This window comes from Prosthecobacter sp., from assembly GCF_034366625.1.
Lineage (GTDB): Bacteria > Verrucomicrobiota > Verrucomicrobiia > Verrucomicrobiales > Verrucomicrobiaceae > Prosthecobacter.
Genome location: NZ_JAXMIH010000014.1, coordinates 65,911 through 85,691 on the forward strand (window position 1 = coordinate 65,911; position 19,781 = coordinate 85,691).

Genomic DNA, 19,781 nt, shown 5'->3' on the forward strand with positions numbered 1-19,781 from the left:
TCAAAGGGAACCGATACGGCGACGGCGGCGGAAGAAGAGGCCAAGGAGGCCGAACATCAACAGCAGCATGCGGGAAGGCTCGGGGACGACGACCAAGATACCGTAGGCACCGAAGGCGGTGGTGTCCCAAACGAGACCGAAGCTGGAGATGTCCACCAAATCGAGATTGCCAGCCGTCGGGTTGGCACCGCCAATGAAGCCGCTGGTGTAGCTGAAGTTCATATTGGTATTCGCAGTCCAGTCGATCAGGTTGAAAACTTGGCCGTAGGAAACACTGGCCAATCCGGAATTCACCACGCGGATGGAACCGTCGCCATAGGTGGCCGAAGCACGGGTGCCGACGGTCAGATTCGAGCCAGCCCCAGTGAGATTGATGAAGTCATGGTTTGTCGTCGCCGTCGGGGCCTGGTTCCAAGTTGCCAAGGCTTCCGCACCATCGGCACCCGCTGCACCGCCATTATCCTCAAGACTGGTAAAGAGGGACAAGGCATTGGCATAAGTGCCGCCATTGTACTCATACTGTCCGTTGACGAAAGTGGCTGCTGGAGTCACGGCATTGGACGGACTGTTGATGCCGATTTGGATCTGGGAGCCGTTGGCAACGGTGAGCGCGGTGCTGCCGACAGCGGCGATGGTCAGGGTGCCTCTGTCAGCCGTTAGGGAGGTGGCACCTGGGGCGAGTATGCCGACGCTGGTCGGGCTGCCGACGGTGATCGCGCCGGCAATGGTGCCGGTAGCTGCCAGAGTTGCTGCATTGGTCAATGTTCCGCCAGTTTCACCGACAGTCACCGCGCTGGTGCCGGACAGGCCGATGACGCGGAGTTCACCATTGCTGACAGTCGTGGCACCAGTGTAGTCGTTGTTCGCGGCGGAGAGGGTGGTAGTGCCCGCTCCAGCCTGCTCAAATGAACCCGAGCCGGTGATCTGCTGGGAGGTGCTGAAGGGATTGCTGCGGTTCACGATCAACGCACCGTTGTTGGTGATGGCCCCGGTCGTACTGATGGTGCCGGTGGTGCCGCCAGTGCCGACCTGCAGGGTGCCACCAGTAATGGTGGTCGTTCCGGTGTAGGTGTTGTCAACCGAGAGGATCACCTTGCCGGCGCCGACTTTCTCCAAGTTCATGCCCGTGCCGGAAACCACACCACCGAGTGTCAGAACTGCTCCTGTGCCTGCTCCAATGGAGCTGTTGGAAGCCATGGTGACCGTTCCTGTGACGGTGGCAATGCCCGTGCCGACAAGAGCGCCCGTGGATGAGACGCCAGTGCCGTTGGTGGTCACGTTTTCACCAACAGTGACTCCACTGATGTTCAGCGCACCACCAGAGTTCACTGTGGTGGCACCGGCCGTGGTTCCAAGGCCGGTGGCGTTGGAAACGATCACCGTGCCGCCATTGGCACTGATCGTGGTGGCACCCGTGTAGGTGTTGGCGTTGGCGAGAGTCAGAGTGCCGGAGTCACTCTTGATGAGAGTGCCGGCGCCTGTGCCGACGATGCCGTTGAGAACTGTGTTGCCAGCGCCTTCCACGGTCAGGGCGAAGGCGCCCGAGATGCCACCAAGAATGGTCAGAGTGTCCGCATCGGACTGGATGGTTGCATTGCTACCGAGAGCGACAGCACCATTGTAGATGTTATTGCCACTGAGATTACGAAGAGCGCCACTGCTTGCAGCACCGACTCCATTGATGGTCAGTGCTTCACCAGCAATATTGACACCGCCCTGAAGTTCCAGAGAAGCTCCAGCAGCCACGCTGGTGGCACCTGCGGCGGTGCCCAAGGCCAAGTTGTTGGCAGCGCTCAGAACGCCCCCGGTGACGAGGGTGGTGCCCGCGTAGATATTGGCACCGCTGAGCACCAAGGTTCCTGTGCCGGTTTTAGTGAGCGAGGTGGCCGCACCGCTAACCTGACCGGCGAGCGTCAGCACATTGGCGCTGTTCACGGTGATGGCTGGTGTAGCGTTGGTCAGGGCGATCATGTTATTGAAGGTGGCTGCGCCAGACCCCACATCCGTGGTGATTGCTCCGGCACCGCCGATGGTCAGCGTGTAGCCGCCATCGTTCTGGAGGACCACCGGGGTTCCACTCGTGTTGTTGAGCGCCACGCTGTTGATGCTCATGTCGGCTCCGAGCACCATATTGTTCTGGTCGGTCGGTGAGGTGACCGAGATGAAAACAGCCGTGCCCGATCCGGGGACCAGACCCGTATCCGTGCCCGCGAGATCCGTCGCCCAGTTGCTCAGGGTCGAGCCATTGGAAACCGCCCACACATTGGTGTTGCCTGTGAACCCGCCCTTCCAGAAAGCGGAGGACAGCTCGGTCTGGGCGGTGGTGCCCAATGTCACCAAGGTGTCCGTCTGGTTGACGCCAGTGACGGTGAAGTTGGTGTTGTTGTAAACATTGCCGAGCACGTAGGAGCCGGAGCTGCCGTTCGTGGTGAGGAGACCGCCGGAAGGCGCGCTGATCACGGTGTGAGTACCAGACGGTGCCGAGCCGGTGATGCCATAGACATCGATCGACGTCGTGCCGGAGTGGAAGGCCAGAGCTCCCGTGTTAAGCGCAATCTGGCTGCTCACGGTACCGGTGCCGACTTCCATGCCGATCCGGCTGGTGCCGGTCAGATTGAGAGCCACTCCCTGCCAGGCGGCGATGGTTAGAATCTGGTTGGCGTCGAACCCGGTGCGCATGTTAAAGGTGGCACCCGTGCCCACAGTCAATTTGCTGGTACCGCTGATGCCGTCAATGACACCGCCGGTGGCATGCGTGACTTCCAAGGTGCCGCCGTTTACCGTGGTTTCGCCCTGGTAGGTGTTGGCGTTGGTGAAGACGAGCTTCGTGGTGCCGTTCTTGGTGACGTTGATGTTGTTCTGAATGACACCGCCATAGGAACCATCGTCCGTCGGGGTGACGGTGAGGGTCTTCATCACAGTAGCGCTGTTGGTGATGAAGCCACCGGAGCTGGAGAAGGCCGCACCGGTGATCAGCGAGGTGGTGAGATTGCCAATCGAGGCATTCCAGCCGCCGAGGTCGAGGACACCACGAGCGGTGGTGGTGAGATGGGTGCCGGTCGGCAGCGCGGTGGCGGAACCGAGGCGCAGGGTGCCGTTGGCAATGTTTGTGTCACCGAGGTAGCTGTTGCTGCCGGAGATGATCACGGTGTCGATGCTCTGCTTGGTCAGGCCGCCAACCCCGCTGATGTTGCCCTTGATTTCAAGGATCGCGCCGCGGGCGGTGTCCGTGAGGTTACTGCTGTTGTTGACATCCGAACTGACACCGGTCGAGAGCTCGGTGGTGCGGCCACTGTCGGTGCCGTTCGGGCCATCGGTGAAGGCATTCTGACCGACGAAGGAGTTGCCGAGGAGGTTGATGCTCACGCCGGAGCCCAAGGTGCGGAAGACCGTTCCCGTGTTGCCGCTCGAAGGATCGTCGGTGCGGAGGAAGCCTTCAATGGCACCGCCGTTGATCTGAATGGTGGCCACCGTGGTGTTCTGGTCCGCGTTCACCTGGAGGGTGCCGGCACCGAGGTTGATCGTTCCGCTGCGGGCGTTGTCCACGCTCCAGCGCTCGATGGAGCCAGCCTCGTAGGTGACGGCCTTGGTGAAGCCGGTGGTGAGGATGTCCAGCACGCCGTAGCGGCGGGCGGTGATGCTGGTGCCGGCATTGGCGAAGGCGTTGGCATCGGTCACGCCGATGGCACCCTGCTCGATATAAACATCCCCGGTGAAGCTCGTGCTATTGTTGCCGCCAACCCAGAGGTAGCCGTTGCCCCACTTGATGAGGTCTCGGCTGCCGTTCAGACCCGTGACGTTCAGACCGGAGCCCGTCGCGCCGGAGGTGATCTGGTTGTTTACGGCACCTGCGTTGATGTCGAGGATGGAATTGCCCGTGCCGGTGAGGAAGAGGGTTCCGGCATTGAGCACGGAACGGGTGTTGCCGGTTTGCACACGGAGGCGGGCCGGTGAGAGACCGGTCGTGTCGGTCGAGAAGGACTCCAAGTCATTGATGCCGACGACGCTGTCCGTGAGGTTCGGTGTCGAGACGATGATGGTGTTGTCCACCGCGATGATCCGGCCCATGGTGTATTGGCCTTCGAGTGAACTGCCGGGCTGTGCGAGGAGGTTCAGGGTCGTGCCCGCAGCGGTGGCAGTGCTGCTGGAGTTTAGGGTGATCGTGCCACCATCGCCGGAAGCACCGAAGGTGTTCAAAGTAAGAGCACCTCCATTGACGACCCAGTTGCCGGCGAAACCGGTGCCGTTGGCGGCGGCGGTCTGGTCCTTGCCAATCACGAGCGCACCAGCACCGAACTTGGTGATGCTGCCCGCGTAGATGTCGCCGGTGAGCGTCGTGGTGCCGGTGTTGAAGATGATGCCTTCCTTGGTGCCGGTGGTGCCGAACTTGAGGTTGGTGGCAATCGTTGGCGTGCCGGTGGTGATCAGACCGCCGCGATCCGCATCGGTGGCTCCGTCAGCGAAGGTGAGGGTGTTATACTGGCCGACGCCGCTGCTGATGTTCTGATTGGTGCGCAGGGCATAGACGGACTGGTCTTGAGTCAGCACCATGGCGGCTGTCGTGATGTCCACGACGCTGGAGGCCGTCGTGTTGGTGCTGAAAACGCCACCGGCGAAGATGTTGCTGTAAGCGACCTGATTGGTGGCGGGAGTCAGCGTGCTCAGCACGGACTGGAAGCCGCTGGTGCTGTTGTAGCTGAGGAAGGTGTTGCTGGTGGCATCGATGTAGTAGGCAGGGAGAATGCCGTTGTTGGCAAAGCCGGGCGTCACGTTGCGGTTCACGGTGCCAGACAGCGTCGGGAGGGTGGTGTTCCAAGCGGTGACCATGATGCGTTCCACTTCATCATTGCCAGCATTGAGGCCCAGGAAGGCACCGTTGGTCACGATGGCCAGGGTGCTACCCACCCCGGCGCGCGTCAGATCCGCCATGGTCAACTGCACGGCACCATTGGTGATGCGACGGTCAACGCGCAACGAGGAACCGCGTGAGTAACCCACAGCACCGATGACTTCGTTGGTGGTCGTCGCCGCGTTGTTTTCCGCACGCAGGTAGAGTTGCCCGCCATTCAGGTTGAAAGCGGTGGCATCGTCGTAACGGTTCTGGATTCCGCCTTCATTGTCGAACCACAACACCGATCCGGGGTGAAGGTTGACGGTGTATTGGTTGGCGGTGCCGGCGAAGTTGCGCATCGTTGCACCGCTATAGAGGCGCAGTTGTCCAAAGATGTCCACGGCACCGCCATTACCAAGAGGACCATTGGCACCCGATGTCGCGGTGCGGGTCAGCAGGCTGGAGGAACGGCTGATGATGGTTCCGCCGGTGTAGGTATGAAGGTCGAAGGTGTCCGTCTCACCGCTATTGCCGTTGCCCGCCTGGTTGCCATATAGAACCCGTGTGCCCGGAGTCGCTCCTTCGACGAAGACCCCCATGTTCCCCGCTTCCGTTGAGTTGAAGTTCACACGAGCACCACCGCCGCCGATGCGATAGAGATTGTCGGCCCCAACACCCAGCGTCTGGGCGGTGTAGTCGGAGTTTGCGGTAGCACCAAGGAAGGAGCGACCATTGCCAATGAGGGCGAGATTCAAAGCATTGGCGTTGGAGACCTGAAGCGCCAGCACGCCGTTGGAGTTGCTGCTCAACGCATTCTGAATGTAGCCCTGGTTGAATGCCGCATTTGACATGCGGAAGAGAGACATCTGCGACCCGGAACTGAGCAGTTCCACCTGGCCCGTGCCAAAGGCGATATTGGCCGGATTGGTGAGGAAGATACCGCCGGTCGGGTTGATGCGGATGGTGCTGCCGCGCAGGATCGCGTTCAGGTTCATCGCGGTGGCATTTTCAGTGGCCGCATCGCCGAAGCGGAGGAGACCGCCGTTGACGACGATGCCGAGGCCGTTGGCACCAGCAGTGCCCGCATACATGCCACCAAAGCTGCTGGTGGTGCTGTTCAACCAGAGGTCGCCGCCACCGCCCTTGATGATGGCCTGGCCGAGGGTGCCGGGTGTGGAACCAGCGCCGTCGTTGATGGCTCCGTTCAGGAGCACGGTGCCGCTGGACACATTGAGCAGCGGGGTGCCGGTCAGATTGGTGGCACCGTTGATTTCAAGAGTGTAGCTGCCCGAGGTGGTGGTGAGGGTCGAACTGCCGATGGTGAGATCCTTGAAGGCCAGATGCTTGTTGGTGCCGCCCAGACCTGTGTTGCGATCAATGGTGAGGGTCGAGCCGCCATTGACGATGAGGCTGTTGCCCGTGGCATTGCTGCCGATCCAGAAGCGCTGACGGGTGGTGTCGTTGGCACCAGCACCGACATCCATGCGGATGTTGGTCGTGCCGCTGTAGAGGGTGAGAGCGCCGTCGCCGATGCCACCATTGACCCGAGTCGTCGTGGCACCGATCACACTGGTGTTGGCCATGCTGTTCGGGTTGCCGCTGGCAAAGGTGTTCAGTGTGGCGGGGTCGTAGAAGGCCAGCGTCACCGTCCCGGTCTGGGCTGTGGAGGCGGCGCTGATGGTGAAGGTGGTGGCGGTAATGCCACCTGTGATGGTGGCACCTGAAGGGATGCCCGCGCCGGAAACCAACATGCCAACGGTGAGGCCGGTGGTGTCTGCAACCGTGATGGTCGTTGTCGCCCCGACCGTCGCGCCGGTCATTGGCACGCCGGTGCTGGTGCCGCGGATGTTCAGGGTGCCCTGGACGACCTGGATGCCGCCGGAGTTGGTGTTCAGCAGGCCGGTGTTGATGTTGTTCAAATCAAGGGTTGCTCCCCCGGTTTTGATCAGAGTAGCTGCACCGGTTGTTTGTCCGTCGATCCTCAAGGTTACACCGTTCGAAGTGTTGATGAAGGCGTTGCCAGCAGGGCCCAGATTCAGTCCACCGGACACTACCAAGCTCATGTTATTCGCGAAGCCTGCATTCAGCGTCTGTCCTTGTTCGCCGGGTGCGCCGCCGAAGGTGATGCCGCCGTTCATGACAAAGGTCTGGCCCGTGGCCGTAACAGAGGTTCGATCGGTCGAGAGCGTCGCGATGTGGTTGCCTTCCGCAATCATGAGGCCGGTGTTGAAGGCCGAGGTGCCGAGGACGGCGGCGATTTGTCCGACACCAGAGAGCGTTGCCGGAGCACCACTGAGGGTGAAAGTGGTGGCGCTGGTGATCTGGGCGATGGTCAGGCCGTTCACGCCTGGTCCATAGAGAGGCATGCCAGGAACAAGACCTGCGGTGCTCGCGACCGTGACCGTACTGTTCGTGCCATTGGCGGTCACTGAACTTGCGACCAAGTTCACGGTGGCACCGACGTTGGAGGTGAAGGCGTTGTTTGTATTCGTGCCCTGGGTGACTGTGGCGAGCACCGGCGCGCCAGCGGCGTTTACGAGCCCCACGTTCAGAGTGGCTATCGAACCGATGAAGGTGCCGACTGGAATGCCGTTGCCGGAAATCGGCATACCCACAGCGAGACCGGTGGCAGAGGCGACCGCGATGGTCGCGCTGCCTGAAGTGCTGGTGAAGACACCGTTGACCCGGCCGACGTTGTCGGAGCGGAAGCCGAGCTGGGTGAATGCGTTGTTCAGCACCACAAGACCGCCCAAGCCCGTCGTCATGTCCCCCAAAGTTGCCACGCCACCGAGGTTGGGCTGGGCAAGCGTATTTTCACGGAAGAAGATGCCGCCTTGATTGATGATGTAGTTGCCGTTGAAGGTGTTCTGACGGGCGTCAATGAACAGGTTACCACCACCATGTTTCAGGACGTTGCTGGCATTGATGAGCTGGCCGGTGGTGGAAGGGCGGGCAAGATCACCGACGACCAGGTTGTTGTTGTTGTAGATCACCGCTTCCGCCTCACCGCTGCCGGCCAGGCCAAATTCAATGCCCGGATGGATGGTGCGAGCACCGTTGATGATGAGGCCGCCGCTGCGGATGCGGATACGGTCCGTGGCTGCCGCCGTTCCGGAGGCAAAAGTCATGTCGCCGGTTTCCAGACGCAGGGCGTAGGTGTCGAGGGCCAATCCAGCTCCGCCGATCATGGAGGAAGCGGCGTTGATGATCGTGCGCTCATTCGGAACACTGGTAGCGCCGAGAGCACCGCCGCGAATGCCGTCAAAGCCGGCGCTCACGAAGCCGTTTTCAGCCGTGTAGGTGAGGAACTGGGCATTGCCATCGACAGTCTGCGGATTCATGATCCAAGGTGCCACCATGCCGTTGAAGATGGTGACGGGACCACCGGTGACACCTGGAATGCTGAAGGTGGGCAGGGAAGCCACACCACCGACGAGCTTCACGCGCTCATCAGTGCCGAGCTGGAGAGCCGTGATGGGGTTGATCTGGAGCGTGGCGTTGTTCCCGGCGATGCTGAGACCGCCGACTGAATTGTCAGTGGTGCGCGTGAGATCGGTGCCGCCACCGCCACCGAGGACCAACGTCACGGTGCGGTTGAGGTAGTCACGCTGAACGACAAGCTGACCAAAGCCCTCGAGAACCACGTCACCGACGGTTTCGGTGACTTCGACGTCACGATTGCCCTGAAGGCGGATGGTGGCGTTGTCGAGCGTGATGGCAGCGTCATTCATCCAACGACCCTGGCCGCCATAGCCTTCCATTTTGCTGGTGGCCAGCAAGCCGGTGGAGTAGTCGAAGCGCAGTTCGGAACCGGCGAGGAGGGTGACTGGGGCGATGTTGGCCGTCTGTCCGACGTTGACGAACGTGCCGCCGAGACCGCCGGCGACCAGGATGCCGTAGTTGTCGAAGGCGCTGGTGGCCAGCGTGCCACGGAACTCCAGCGTGCTGCCACGGTTCACCACGGTGGTACCGGCGTAGTTGTTGTTGGTCATCAGCACCACGGTGCCACGACCGTTGCCACCGGTGATGTTGTCCACGTTCAAGCCGCTGTCGATCATGCCGACGATGAGGTTGGTGTTGCCGCCCAAACCATTGGTCAGCACATTGCTGAACGCCATGTCACTGGAGACGTAGAGTGTGCTGCCACCTGCGCCGAGGCGGTAGGTGTTGCCTGCGCCTGCGCCCAAGGTGGCGGCGTTGTAGCTGCCGACCTGACCGACTGCATTGCTTGTAGATCCGAGGAAGGCGGTGCCGTCACCGATCCTGGCGAGGTCGATGGCCTGGGTATAGACGGTGTTCAGGGCGATGATGGAGGAACCAGCGTTCTTGCCGCCGCCATTGAGGCCGTTGCCGCCAGCCAGACCAAAGTAGGTCGCATCCTGCGGACCACCGAGGTTGCCAATGAGGAGGTTGAAGGCGGAGAGCGGCGCATCAGCGGCCATGCGGAGGATGCCGTAGTTGCCCATGGCGTTGCTGCGCAGATCGACGCTGCCAGCGCCGGTGGCAATGTTGCCGGTGCTGTTGAACTGGATGGCCTGTCCCGGCTGGATGAGCGCGTTGCCCGTGCCGTAGTTGGCGGTGTTGCTCAGAGTGATGACGTTGCCTTCAAAGGTGCCGAAGAAGGTGGTGCCGCCCTGGTTGACGTAGCCGCCGGCGAAGGTGGCTGTGTTGTCACTGTTGATGAACAGGCTGCCACCGGCCTTGAGGAGCGTGCCGTTGCCGCTGATGTTGCCAAGGATGGTGGTGTTGGCGTTGGGGATGAACTCCGCATCCTTGATCATGGTCAGGTTGTTGAACTCAAAGCTGTAGCCGTTGGCGGAGTTTAGCGTCAGCACGGGCGAGCCCAGCGGACCGCCGAACGCGAGGTTGCCGAGCTTGATGGTCTTGTTGTTGCCGCCATTGATGGTGCGGGCGTCGATGGCGACCGCACCGCTGCCGATGTAGCTACCGCTGCCGATGCCCGCTGTGGAACCAATCGTCAGATTGTTGTTCTGGAAGGTGGTGAGCACCTGCATGACCGAGGTGTTGTCGCCGTCGTGGCGGATATTGAGGTTCGCGCCATTGAGGGTGATCGGAGCGGAAGCGCCGAGCGGATTGGAAGCGCCATTGGAGAGACGGACTTCGGTGGTGCCCGCCATGAGTTTCCAAGCACCCACATCGTTCGCACCTGCGCCCGTGTCACCGTTCGTGAGGAACAGGTTGCTGGCACCGGTCTTGACCAAGGTCTTGCCAGCGGCGGAAATCTTGCCGCTGATCACACCTTGGTTGAGGGTGTTGAGGAAGGTTTCACCCGTGGCATTGACAAGCAACGTGCCATTGATCTGGACATTGGTGTTCTGACCACCAGTCCAAGTAAGAGCATTGGCATTAAGGGTGACGTTATTGATCAGATTCCAGGCCACTGGAGCCGCGCCGGTGGCGAGGGCGGAGGTGGTGTTGGCGTAGGTCGCGCCATTGCCGAAGCTGTTGTACTGATCAATGGTGACGTTGTAGCCGCTGCCGGAGCCGAACTGGATGGTGGGGATGCCGTCGGTGAGCTCACCTGCGGCGTAACCGTTGCCAGCGATGGCGGCGAGATCGAGGATACCGCCCTTGAGAGTGACGGGACCGGTGCCGAGGGCGAGCGTGTTGCGCACCGCGAGGGTGCCGGTGCTGACCGGAGCGATGGCGTTAGCGCTGGTGACGCGGCCCGCATTGACGGTGGTGCCGCCCGTGTAGGTGTTGGCCAGAGGCGCGCCGTCCTTGTTGAGCGGCTGGTTCAGGGTCAGTGTGCCGTTGCCCGTCTTGGTCAGGCTGAGATTGCCATTGAGTGTGCCGGTGTAGGTGGTGGCCTGGCCGATGCCCGTGTTGACAGTCAGGGTGGAGGAGGAGCCGCTGTTCATCACACTGCCATAACCGGAAAGGCCGCCGATGGTGATGTTCTGGCCATTGAGGTCAAAGCTATTGGAACTGTTGACCACAAGGTTGATCAGGCCGCCTTGGGGGACGCTGCTCTGGCCGGCAAACTTCACCGTACCTTCCTGAATGGTCATGTTGCGCAGGCCGCCTGCCGCCGTGTTGAGCGGCACCATAAGATTGTTCGTGCCGGAGATCAGGAGAGTGCCCGCACCGGCTTTGGTGAAGTCGGTGGCTTCAAAGTTGCCGGAGAGGGTGGCGTCACCGGTCTGACCACCGCTGACCCAGACGAGGGCTTCCTGCGCGGTGGCACCCGTGCCAAAGCGGAGGTTGCTGCTGATGTTGGCGGCCGTCGTGCCGTTCATGATGAGACCACCACTGGCAAGGCGAAGGAGCGAAGAGCCATCGAACGCCGTGACATTGGCGCTGGTGCGGAGAGCGAGGATGTCGATGGTGCCTGCGGCTACCTGCTGAGTGGTGGCGAAATCTCCCAAGGACGTCGCGGCGGATACGGTCAGATCCGTAGCAAGCGTGGCATTGTTCAGCAGGAAGCCGTTGGTCACGTCGTAGCGCAGGAAGTTGAGATCCTGACCGGTGGAGTCACGGCCCACGATGGAGGGCAGGGTGAGGATGCCGCTCGCATTGGTTGGCACGGTGCCGCCGACCTTGAAGAACTCGTTGGCTCCGAGATCCGTGGTCAGGTTCGATGAGATGACCGTCAACATGCCGTTGGTGCCACGGCTCAGCGTGCCGGTGGAGGTCAAGGTGGTGGTCGTGGGCGAGGTGCCCTTGATCAGTTGCACGTTGCCAGCGTTGTAAGTCATGGAAGCCACTGTGAGGGCTTGGTTCACCACGCCGAAGGTCAGCGGAGTCGCCGCGCCGACGATGACGGTGGACGGGGCGCTGAGTGTCACTGTGGTGCCGTTCACATTGGTGACGACTGCGCCAGCAGGGATGTTGGTGCCGGTGACCGTCATGCCGGGCACAATGCCGACGGCGCTGCTGACAGTGACATTGTATCCCGTCGTTGCTTGGACGCCCGTAACTCCCACGGGGGCCGTGCCAAGGGTGCCCTGAAGCTGCAGGGTGCCGTTGGTGAGGGTGATCGCGCCCGTGCCGAACGGCGTGCCGCTGGTCATCTGAGTCATCACCGTGCCGCCGCCACCATTGAAGTTGCCGATGGTGAGGCTGGTGTTGGCGTTCGTGGTGGAGTTGAGCACCAAGGTGCCGCCGCCGATCTTCGTCAGGCCGAAGGCTCCGGTGATGGGCAGAGCCTGACCGAAGGTGAAGCCGCTGGATACTTCAATCGTGCTGGCCGCCGTCTGGATGAACTGGTGGGAAGTGGTGAACGAACCACCGACGGAGAGCATGCCGCCGCGCAGACGCACATCCGTGGCCAGGCCTGCGACCAAGTGCGCACCACCAGTTCCAACAGCGATCGGAGCGGTATCACCAAGATTGACATCTCTGGTCACCCGCAGGACACCAGCGTCAATGAACCAGGAGGTGCCGTAGTTAGTGTTGGCCACGTCCTTGTTGTAGGCACCGTTGGTGCCGGTGATGACCAAGACACCAGCACCGACTGAGGCACCGCTGTTGACGAGCAAGTTCGTACCCAAGGCTCCGCTGGAGATCAGGTTGGCATCGAACTGGATCACCCCCTGGGTTGTTCTGATGATGAAGTTGCGGTTTTGCAGCGTGGCGGCGCTGTTGAGATCCCAGGCACCAGCAGTTCCTGCATTAATGGTGTTGTTGAAGGTCAGGTTACCGCGGCCTTCAAAGGTGATCGGCAAGACGCCTGCAGCAGCGATGGTGCCGAGCGCGTTTGGTATGACGCGGTTGGCTCCATCCGAGCCGATGAAGGTGCCGGTCAGGGCGGTGGCGGCTCCGGTACCGCTGCCGAATGTCAGCGTGCCAGTGCCAAACGGACCGCTGATGATCGTGAGGGCATTGGAACCTCCCGTGTAGAGAGAATCGGCACCCACGACGACGCGGGCGTTCTGCAGGGCCGTATTGCCCTGATAAGTGTTGGACGAGTAACCGTTGGCGTCCGCGCCGAAGTACACCACACCCGCGCGGGTCACGGTAATATTGCCGGTTTCACCCACGAGGATGTTGTGCGCGGCACCATTGCTGGTAATCGGGCCGAGCAACTCCAGGCGACCGGTGTTGATGGCCTGAAGCATCGTCGTGCGACCGGAACCGGCGGAAACGATTCCGATACCGCCAGTGACCTTCGAGGTGTAAAGGCTGTTGCCAAAGATACTGACCAAGTGGTTGTCAGTTGGGATCTGGACGATGATGTCACGTCCGAAGGTCACCTGACCGCTGAGGCCAAGACCGACGATGTTTGCCGAGTCATCAGCCACGTTGATGAGCAGCGGGGTGTCACTGATGCCCAAGGCACCTGCGGTGTTTGGCAACACATCGGTACCAACCAGGATGCCGGCGAAGGTCGATCCCGTCGAAGGCAGCGTGCCCGTGGCCGAGATGGTGGTGGTGCCGGTGTAGGTGTTCAGGCCATTCAGCACCAAGGGCTGGTTGCCGGACTTGACCAGGTTGCTGCCGACACCGCTGAGGATGCCGTTGATGCCGAAGGCCGAGGGCTGGCCGCCGATGCCGATTTCAAAGACATGGGTGCCGGCCACGCCGCCTGGAGCGAGATTCACGTTGCCACGGAGGACGAGGTCGCCATTGCCCTGCCAGCGCAGGTCGGCCGCGATGTCCACGTTATTGCCTGGGCTGACCGCGCCGTTGAAGGTCTGAAGAGCACCGCCACCGCCGCCGGCCACGCTGCCGGAGAGGCTGCCGCCGGTCCCGGTCGAGTGATTGACCACGAGCTTGCCGGTGCCGAGGGCGAAGGAGTTGCCGATGTTGAGCACCGAGTTGCGGTTGGAGGAGATGTCGCCGGTGAAGTTCTGGCGGGTGTTCAGGGTGATGTTGGTGTTGCCGTTGATCAGCGCCGCGTCGGCGTTGGCGTTGCCGCTGGCCGCGCCGATCTGGACGCTGTTGGCACCCGTCAGCACGTTTTCGAAGGCGTTGAAGCCAATCCACAGCGTGCCCTGATTGCCGCCGCCGCCGAGGCGATAAACGCCGTCGGTGGAAGCACCGAGAGTCGGGGCGAAATAGAGCTGATTGTTCACACCGCTCATCATGGAGCCGAGCCAGAGCCGCTCCACTGCTCCACCCTGGTTGAGGGCGGTTTCCATCGCGCCCATGTCGAGAGCGCCGTACTGCCAGGAGTTGTCGAGCGAGATGACACCGAGGTTGGAGCCCGTGGTGGTCAACTGGACCACGCCATTGGCTGCCGCACCTGTGGTGAGGCGTGCCAGGATGCCGGCCTGTGTCAGCGCGACGCCGTTGTTGTTGTAACCGAAGGACACACCGGAGAGCGCCCAATCATCACTTGCGGCCATGACTTTCTGGCCGGCGATATTGAGCGCATCAGCCAGACGGATCTGCGTGCCGGGCAGCAGGTTGATGTCGCCCACGCCAAAGGGGGTTCCCGCACCCAGCACCGTGGTGCCGATGAGGCTGGAAGCAGTGTTCTGGGTGGAGGCCCAGACTTCGAGGCCGATGGAAGCGGCGGTGCCGAAGGTGTTGGTGGCGTTGTTGAAGAACAGGCCGCCGTTGCCGACTTTGATGAGCTTGCCGCTGGCACCGCCGACGACCTGACCTTCAAGGATGGTCTGGTTGGCCGCTCCGAAGCTGGAACCAATGATGTTACTGTTGGCTCCGAGGGTGGTGGTGCCGGTGACAGTGATGCCGTTCTGCACAAAGTTCAGGTAGATGGGCGAGTTGGCCCCCAGATCAGCAAAGGTGAGATTGTTGATCCGCTGCATCCAACCCTGGTTGTTGTTGGTGATCGTGGAATCGGCGTTGACGGTGACATTGCTGCCAATGTTGCCGGTGAGGCGGATGCCGCTGGCGATGTTTGAGTCACGTCCGGCGTCGTTGGAAAGCAGGCTGTCGATGATGAGCGTGCCGCCGTTCATGACGATGTTTTGACTGTTGGTCGTGCTGGCGATGGCGGTGCCGGAGTTCGAGACCGGGTTCTGGAGGAACAGATTGCCTTCGTTGAGGGTGATGGTGCCAGTCAGGAACGGGTTGCTCGAGGTCAGCGACAATTGGTTCGGGCCGAACTTGGTCAGGCCATTGCTGCCGGTGATCTGGGCGTTGATCTGGGAGGTGCCGACGCCGACGTAGATGACCGCTTCGTTGGCACCGAAGGCCAAAGTCATCGGCAGGGTGACCGGCGACACCGTGGCAGCCGCCGCCTGGACCGGGTTGATGATCGGCGGGGTGGTGGTGTTGCCGGTCAGAAGCAAACCGCCACCGATGTTACCCGCACCGCTGTCGAAGGTGATGGTATTGAAGCTGGCCGTCGGGCTGATGTTGAAGCCGCTGCGCAGAGCATAGACTGTGGAATTGGCCGACAAGGTGGCTGCCGCACGCACATCCAAGGTGGTACCAGCACCAAGCGCGGCGATCGCACCACCAGTGCTGACTGAGCTGTAACCCAACTGACCGGTGCCCAAGGTGGCGGAGCCAGGGGCAATCAGGGTTTGGAAGCCTGTCGTAGCCGCCGTCGGATTGTATCCCACATAGGAGTTGCTGGTCCGGTCCACGATCCACACAGGGGCAATGCCGCCGTTGACCACGGTGGCTCCATTGCTGGTCGTGCCTGCGCGGGTTACGCCAGCCGTTACGAGCAAGCGGTCAAACGAGGTGGCCGGAATGCCCGCCGTGATCACGCCCGAACCAACGACCGCTGCGGCGCTGATCGTAAGGCTGGTCGCGCTGGCGATGGCCGTGATGGTGGCACTGGCAGGGATGCCGGCACCGGAGATCGGCTGGCCAATGAACATCCCGGCAGTGGAGGCCACGGTGACCGTCGTGCTGGCCGTCGTGGTGCCGATGCTTTGATTGAAGTTTGGAATGCCGAGCGTGCCTGCGGCGGATGTGGCAAGACCGAGGGTGCCATTGGAACCGCGAGTCAGAGCTGCGGTTTCAAGAGTGGCGGAGCCTGCGCCGCCCACGCGAACCACGGTGGCGGTAGAACCTTTGTTCACCCCGAGCGCGCCCACGAGTTCATAGGACTGTTCGTTGGCAATGCCATCGAAACGGAGTTGACCGCCATTGAGATCCTGTCCGGTGGCATCTGCCCAACTGCCCTGGCCGTCAGCCACGGAACCGAGCTGGTCAAAGATTTGGACCAAGCTGCCCGGACGCATGAGGATGAGGTTGTTGTTGGCGTTGGTGACGGAGTTGTAGAAAGATGCACTGTTCAGACCGCCAGGAACACCGGTGCGGAGGGTTCCGAACACTTCCACTGTGCCGCTGCCCAAGGGGGTGGCACCCGACGCCCCGGTGTCGATGATGACCTGGGAACCCCTGTTGATGGTGGTGCCGCCGGAGTAGTCGTTGGAATTGCGAATGATGACCGTGCCGCTGCCTGCCGTGGTGCCGGCGATGTTGCCGAGTGGTGATCCGATGACGACACGAGCCGTGCCAGCGCCACTGGCGGAGCCGAGGACGTTGTCCGAGCCGACGAAGGCGAAGTTCGGGCCGGTGTTGGCACCAAGGCGGTAAACTCCCACACCGGCGGAGATGCTAGTGCCGCCCGCAGTGGCGGGTGCGGAGATGACGATGCTTGTATTCGCAGCGATGCTGAGAATGGTCGCACCCGCTGGAATGCCGGTCCCAGATACCTGCTGTCCGACCACCAAGCCCGTGGTGTTCGCGACCGCAATCGTTGCGCTGCTCGCGGTGACCGTTACTCCCGAACTGATGGTGATCGTAGAGTCGGGGGCGCCTGCAACGAGGGTCGGGGCGAGGTATTGGATTTCGGTCGCACCGTAGCCACCGAGGAAGAGCCTGCCATTTCCGATGCTGGCCATGTTGAGGGCTGAGTTGAACTCAGGCACGGCCAGTTGCAGGACTGCACCAAATCCGCCATTCAGCTTGGCAGAGTTCAGGCCGGTGCCGGGGTTGTAGTCGGTGTCGAGGACAATGGCGGGCAGGCTGCTGATGTTGCTGTTCAGATTCAGGCCGCTGATGCCACCAATGCTGCCATTGCCAGCAATGCGGAGAACCCCGCCGGGATTGACATTGACCAGACCGGCGCCGAGGGGCGTGCCTGAGGTGCCGGTGACCTGGACAGCACCCGCGTGGATATTCACACCGCCCGTGAAGGTGTTGGCAGTGCCCGAGATGCGGAGTGTGCCGTAGCCGGTGGTGCCCTGGCCGAATTTGTTGAGGTCAGCCGCGCCGCTGACAACACCAGCCAGCTCCAGGAAGGTGGCGCCAGCTGTGGCTGTGTTCACATTGGCATAACCGCCGTTGAGGGTGGTCGTGCCAGCCGCCTTGAGCGAGTAGCTGTTGCCGCCCGTGAGGGAGAGGGTGTTGTTGGCGATGGACAGGTTGCCGATCTGGATCTGGTTGCCCGTGTTGGCTCCAACACGATCCACGTTGATGGTGGCCGTGCCGGTGACGGCGACGTTAAGGCCGTTTGGTGTTCCTGCGGACTGGCCATAGATGATGGTGCCGTTCGGGCCGCCACCGTTGCTGTTGAGAGCGAGGATACCGCCGTTGAGGGTCACGGTGCCGGGGGTGGAACCGTTGGCACCGCCGAGACCAAGCGGGTCTTGAACGGTCAACTGGCCTTGATTGATGATCACGCCACCAGTGAAGCTGTTCTGGTTCGCATAAGTGTTGTTGGCCGTGATATTGCCGAGAATCAGGGTGTTGATGCCGTTCTTGATCAGGCCGGTGGTCTTGTTGCCGCCATTGATGGCATCGACGATGTTGCCGAGGAAGGTGGTGTTGGTCAGGCCGCTGATGGTCAGCGTGCCGTTCGCGGCGGTGGAGGCGTTGCCCACAATGCCTGCCGTGCCGGCCAGACTTGCAAAGGTGACATTGCCGCCGTTGACGTTGAGTTTGGCGGTGTCGTTAAGCACGAGGGCGGTGGTCAGCTTGGTGGAAGCGGAGGAATTACCCAGAGTCAGGGTGCCATTGTTCACCGTGAGAGCACCATAGATGCCGTTGCTGCCGGAGAGGATCAATTCGCCCGCACCGGTCTTGGTGATCGTCCTGGCGGAAATGCCGCCGCTGATCGTGGCGGCGACGCCTGCATTGCCACTGACGTAAATGATGCCTTCGCTCGCACCGGTGGTGGCCGGGTTGACGGCGAGGGTGAGCCCGCTGGCGGTGGCGGTGGCGGCGACGCTGATGGTGATGGTCGTGCCGCTGGCGATGGTGGCGATGGTGGCGCCCACAGGGATGCCGGGGCCGGAGATCGGCATGCCCACCACAAGGCCGGCAGTACTCTGCACCGTGACGGTGGTTGTCGCGTTGGTGGAAGCACCCGTGAGGTTCACAGACGGCGTCAGGCCATTGACGACGAGGTTGGAACTCAGGTTGCTGGTGCCGTTGAAGATGAGGGCACCCATGTCGTTGGTGTTCATGCTCCGGAGACGAAGGGTGCCGCCTGAGATGTTGGCCGTGGTCGTGATGCCGAAGACATCAGCCGTGCCGGTGATGCCGGTGGCGGAGGTGATGTTGGCGATCGTGGCTGCCGTGGAACCCGTGAAGGTGTTGGTCAGCGCGGAGATCGGACTGGCGGAGATGAAGCCGATAACGGGGTCGTAACTGACGAAGCTCGCGGATGCATCCGTGCTGGAAGCCAAGCGCAGGATGGAACCAGCGACAGCATTCACGTTCAAGCCGTTGAATCCGCCGATATTGTTGAGGGTGGCGAGCTGCTGGGGAGTGGTGGTGACCTGACCGAGGACCGTGCCGCTGAGGACTCGGGCGTCAGCGCCAACGGTGTTGCCGAGGTTGCCGTCCACGCCGGGAACGATGGACAAGGTGCCGTTTCCGACGCGGGCGAGGGTGGTGGCGGTGAGCTGGATGTCATTGCCCATCTGCGCGTCGAGGCGGATGAAGGAACCACCCGCGTAGTTGACGGTCGGGATCACGAAGACGGCACCGGGGCCGTTGGTGTTCACGCGGAGGGAGCCGCCGTTGATGGTGACCGCCACGTCGCCGAATGGCGTGCCGAGGGCGGACTGGGTCATCAAGGTAGCGCCGTTGCTGATGGCGGTGTTGTCGTGGACATTGGCACCCGTGACGTTGCCGTTCAAAATCACCGTGCCAGGGCCGTTGATGGTAAGCAGGCCGGTGCTGTTGACGGTGAGCCCGCTGTTGGTGTAGGTCTGGCCCGCCGCCACATTGATGCTGCCGGCACCCGTCATGGTGAGGGCGCGGTTGGAGGTGCTCGTGGCGGTGACGGCAAGGTGGCCGCCGTTGAAGGTGAGGCCGCCAGGAGTGACGTTCAAGCCGCCGACGCTGCCGAGGTTGTTGTCAGCGCTGATGCTCAGGACACCGGCGTTGATGCTGGTGACACCGAGGTAGGTGTTGCTGTTGGAGAGAACCAAGGTGCCGAGGCCGGTCTTGGTGAGGCCTGTCTGCGCGCCGACGAAGGTGAAGTCGCCGCTGATGATGCCGGAAGCCGTGAGAGTGGTCGCCGCGCCCACGTCAATCACGCTGGTCTGGATCAACTGCATGCTGTTGGCGACGGTGAAGTTCTGGTCCCAACCTGCGAGAGTGCCGGAGTTGAGGAGAATGCTGCCAGGAAGGTTGCCCGTGCTGCTGAGGGCCAGGATGCCCTGGCTGATGGCGGTGTTGGTGTAGGTGTTCGCGCCGTTGGAGAGGCGCAGAATGCCGACGCCGGTCTTCACGAGGGTCGAAGCACCGGAGATCGGGCCGGAGAGAGTGACGATGCGAGTCGCATCGGCGACGCTCAGGGCGCGATAGGTCGCACCAGCGAGGTTCACGGCACCGCTGAGGGTGAGATCGATCTGGGTCTGCGCACCGCCGCCGATGAAGGCGTCAGCGGCAAAGGCGCCGATGGTGTTGCCGGAGCCCGCCAGCGCACTGAGGACGCCGGTGCCGGAGAAGTTGATGGCGTTGGTGATGTTCATCGGCTGGAGCAAGCCGACGGTGCCAGTGACGCCGAGGCCGGTCTGGTTGACTTCAAGTGTGCCGCTGTTGA

Annotated in this window: 1 protein-coding gene (running past one end of the window); it reads right to left on the minus strand. The window is 62.0% G+C overall.

The window, feature by feature from the left end; translation table 11 throughout:
• Window positions 1-19,781 carry the 3' portion of an autotransporter-associated beta strand repeat-containing protein gene (locus U1A53_RS16180; protein WP_322282525.1) on the minus strand. Its footprint extends 16,030 nt past the window's final position, so only the last 19,781 of its 35,811 coding nucleotides appear in the window; its start codon lies beyond the right edge, outside the window; the stop codon is at window positions 1-3.